Here is a 3,225-nt window from a genome sequence, read left to right on the forward strand (position 1 = left end):
CCCTCCCCCACATCCGGATGACCGTCGACATGCTCCGCTCCGTCGGCGCCCAGGTCGACGAGCCGGAGACCGGCGGTGAGCCCAACGTCTGGCGGGTCTCCCCCTCCGCCCTCCTGGGCCGCGATCTGACCGTCGAGCCCGACCTCTCCAACGCCCAGCCGTTCCTGGCGGCGGCCCTGATCACCGGCGGCCGGGTCACGGTCCCCGACTGGCCGCGGCGCACCACCCAGCCCGGCGACGCGCTCCGCGAGATCTTCACGGACATGGGCGGCTCCTGCGAACTCACCTCCCAGGGCCTCACCTTCACCGGCACCGGCACGATCCACGGCATCGACGTGGACCTCAGCGAGGTCGGCGAGCTCACCCCCGGCATCGCGGCCGTCGCCGCCCTCGCCGACTCCCCCTCGACGCTGCGCGGCGTCGCGCACCTCCGCCTCCACGAGACGGACCGCCTGGCTGCGCTCACCAAGGAGATCAACGAACTCGGCGGCGATGTCACCGAGACCTCCGACGGCCTCCACATCAAGCCGCGGCCGCTGCACGGCGGTACGTTCCACACGTACGACGACCACCGGATGGCGACGGCAGGCTCGATCATCGGGCTCGCTGTCGAAGGCGTGCTGATCGAGAACGTGGGCACGACCGCGAAAACACTCCCCGACTTCCCGAAGATGTGGACCGAAATGCTCGGGGCCTGAGACATGCGCCGCTACGGCAAGAACCCCGACGAGGACGACATCCGCGTCCGCCCCAACCGCAAGGGCAACCGCCCCCGCACCACCATCCGCCCCAAGCACGAGGACGCGGCGGAGGGCATGGTGCTGACCGTGGACCGCGGCCGGCTCACCGTCCTCATCGACGACATCCCCGTCACCGCGATGAAGGCGCGCGAACTGGGCCGCAAGGCCGCGGTGGTGGGCGACCAGGTGATGGTCGTCGGGGATCTGTCGGGCGCCAAGGACACGCTGGCGCGCATCGTCCGCATCCAGCCCCGCACCTCGGTCCTGCGCCGTACGGCCGACGACGACGACCCGTTCGAACGCGTGGTCGTCGCCAACGCCGACCAGCTCGCCATCGTCACCGCCCTGGCCGACCCCGAGCCGCGCCCGCGCATGATCGACCGCTGTCTGGTCGCGGCGTTCGACGCCGGGCTCTCGCCTCTCCTCGTCCTGACCAAGTCGGACCTGGCCTCCGCGGAGACGCTCCTGGAGTCGTACGGCGCCCTCGACATCCCCTATGTCGTCACCAGCCGCGACGAACTGGGGAAGGGCGAGGCCGCCGACCGCGTCAGGGACTTCCTCAACGACAAGGTCACCGTTTTCGTCGGCCACTCGGGTGTCGGCAAGACGACCCTGGTCAACGCGCTCGTACCGGAGGACCGCCGGCGTACGACAGGACACGTCAACGCCGTCACGGGCCGCGGTCGCCACACCACCACATCAGCCCTGGCGCTCCCTCTGCCTGACGGCCGCGGCTGGGTGATCGACACGCCGGGCGTGCGCTCCTTCGGCCTGCACCATGTGGACCCGTCGCGCGTCATCCTCGCCTTCCCCGACCTCGTACCGGGAACGGAGGAGTGCCCGCGCGCCTGCAGCCACGACGAACCCGACTGCGCCCTGGACGCGTGGGTCGCCGAGGGGCACGCGGATCCGGCCCGGCTGTACTCGCTGCGCCGGCTGCTCGCCACGCGGGAGCGGCACGAGGGCGACTGATCCACGGCGTTTCCCAGGGGGTGGCCCCCAGACCTCCGGGGCATAATCGCACCAACTGATGACGGTGCAGTCACCAACGTGAGCGCGAAGGCGGAGGAACCAACATGCCGTGGCTGCTGGTCGTGGTGGCGGGAATCCTGGAAACAGGATTCGCCGTCTGCCTCAAGCTTTCGCACGGCTTCACCCGGCTCTGGCCGACGATCGCCTTCGCCTGTTTCGCACTCGGCAGCTTCGGCCTGCTGACACTGGCGCTGCGGAAGCTGGACGTGGGCCCCGCGTACGCCGTATGGACGGGAATCGGCGCTGCGGGGACCGCGATCTACGGAATGATCTTCCTGGGCGACATCGTCTCCACCCTGAAGCTGGTCTCGATCTCCTTCGTGATCGTCGGCGTCATCGGACTGCAGCTCTCGGGCTCAGCCCACTGACACCGGCCGCACGGCCGGGAAGTGACAGGCCGCCACATGGTCGGCCCCGTGCTCGACGGGCAGCGGCACCTCGCTCGTGCACCGCTCCCGCTCCCGCGCCCCGAGCTCCGCGAACACCGGGCAGCGGGTGCGGAAACGGCAGCCCTCGTACCGGCGGGTGGCGCTCGGCGGATCACCGGGCAGCAGGATCCTGGTGCGCTGCCGCTCGCGCTCCCGTTCCGGGTCGAGCAGCGGTACGGCCGACAACAGAGCCTGGGTATAGGGGTGTTGAGGCCGTTCGAAGATCTCGTCGACCGCTCCCGCCTCGACCGTACGCCCGAGATACACGACGCTCACCCGGTCCGCGATATGACGGACGACGGACAGATCGTGCGAGACGAACAGATACGCGAGGCCCAGCTCTGCCTTGAGCCGCTGGAGCAGATTGAGCACACCGGCCTGTACGGACACATCGAGTGCGGAGACCGGCTCGTCGAGTACCAGCAGCTGCGGCTCGACCGACAGCGCCCGCGCGATCCCGATGCGCTGGCGCTGCCCCCCGGAGAACTCGTGCGGGAACCGGTCGGCATGCGCCGCCTCAAGACCGACCTGCGTCAGCAGCTGAGGAATGCGGCGAGCGGCGTCCCTGCGGTCGACACCCTGGGCCCGCAGCGGTTCGGCGACGGTGTCCCCGACCGTCATCCGCGGGTCCAGACTCGCCATCGGGTCCTGGAAGACGATCTGCACCTGCCCGCGCAGCGCTTTGCGCCCGGACTTGCCGAGCCCGTCGAGCGACTGCCCGAAGAGCTCCACGGTGCCGCCCTCGGGGCGCGCCAGGTTGAGCAGCTCGAAGAGGGTGGTGGACTTCCCCGAACCGGACTCGCCGACGAGGGCGAGGGTCTCGCCGCGCCGGATGTGGAGATCGACACCGTCGACGGCATGGACGGTCCCGACGCGCCTCTTGAAGGCGGCGCCCTTCAACACGGGAAAGGTCTTGACGAGCCCCCGCACACGCAACACGGTTTCGCCGGGGCCCTGTTGAGGAGCCTCAGGCAGCACGGGCACAGGAAACACATCCAGCACCCCAAGCCCCCGCTCGACAACCT

The 3,225-nt window shown here is 70.0% G+C and carries 4 protein-coding genes; 3 read left to right on the forward strand and 1 reads right to left on the reverse strand.

Annotated features, from left to right (window positions below):
• The 3 genes from J0695_RS37565 to J0695_RS37575 form a co-directional block, all read left to right on the forward strand.
• Window positions 1–698: 3-phosphoshikimate 1-carboxyvinyltransferase (locus J0695_RS37565; RefSeq protein ID WP_372445896.1), on the forward strand; the 698-nt coding region annotated here is incomplete at its 5' end.
• 3 nt (window positions 699–701) lie between these two features.
• A complete protein-coding gene (gene rsgA / locus J0695_RS37570; RefSeq protein ID WP_206969273.1) occupies window positions 702–1,712 on the forward strand; it encodes a ribosome small subunit-dependent GTPase A in 1,011 nt (336 codons plus the stop codon).
• A 104-nt stretch (window positions 1,713–1,816) separates the two neighbouring features.
• Window positions 1,817–2,140, forward strand: coding sequence for a DMT family transporter (locus J0695_RS37575; RefSeq protein ID WP_206969276.1), 324 nt, complete (start codon window positions 1,817–1,819; stop codon window positions 2,138–2,140).
• Here J0695_RS37575 and J0695_RS37580 read toward each other — a convergent pair.
• On the reverse strand, window positions 2,129–3,225 hold a 1,097-nt coding region (locus J0695_RS37580), incomplete at its 5' end, for an ABC transporter ATP-binding protein (protein WP_206969277.1). The genes J0695_RS37575 and J0695_RS37580 overlap by 12 nt on opposite strands.

The sequence above is a fragment of the Streptomyces beijiangensis genome (assembly GCF_017315755.1).
Classification (GTDB): Bacteria; Actinomycetota; Actinomycetes; order Streptomycetales; family Streptomycetaceae; genus Streptomyces; species Streptomyces beijiangensis.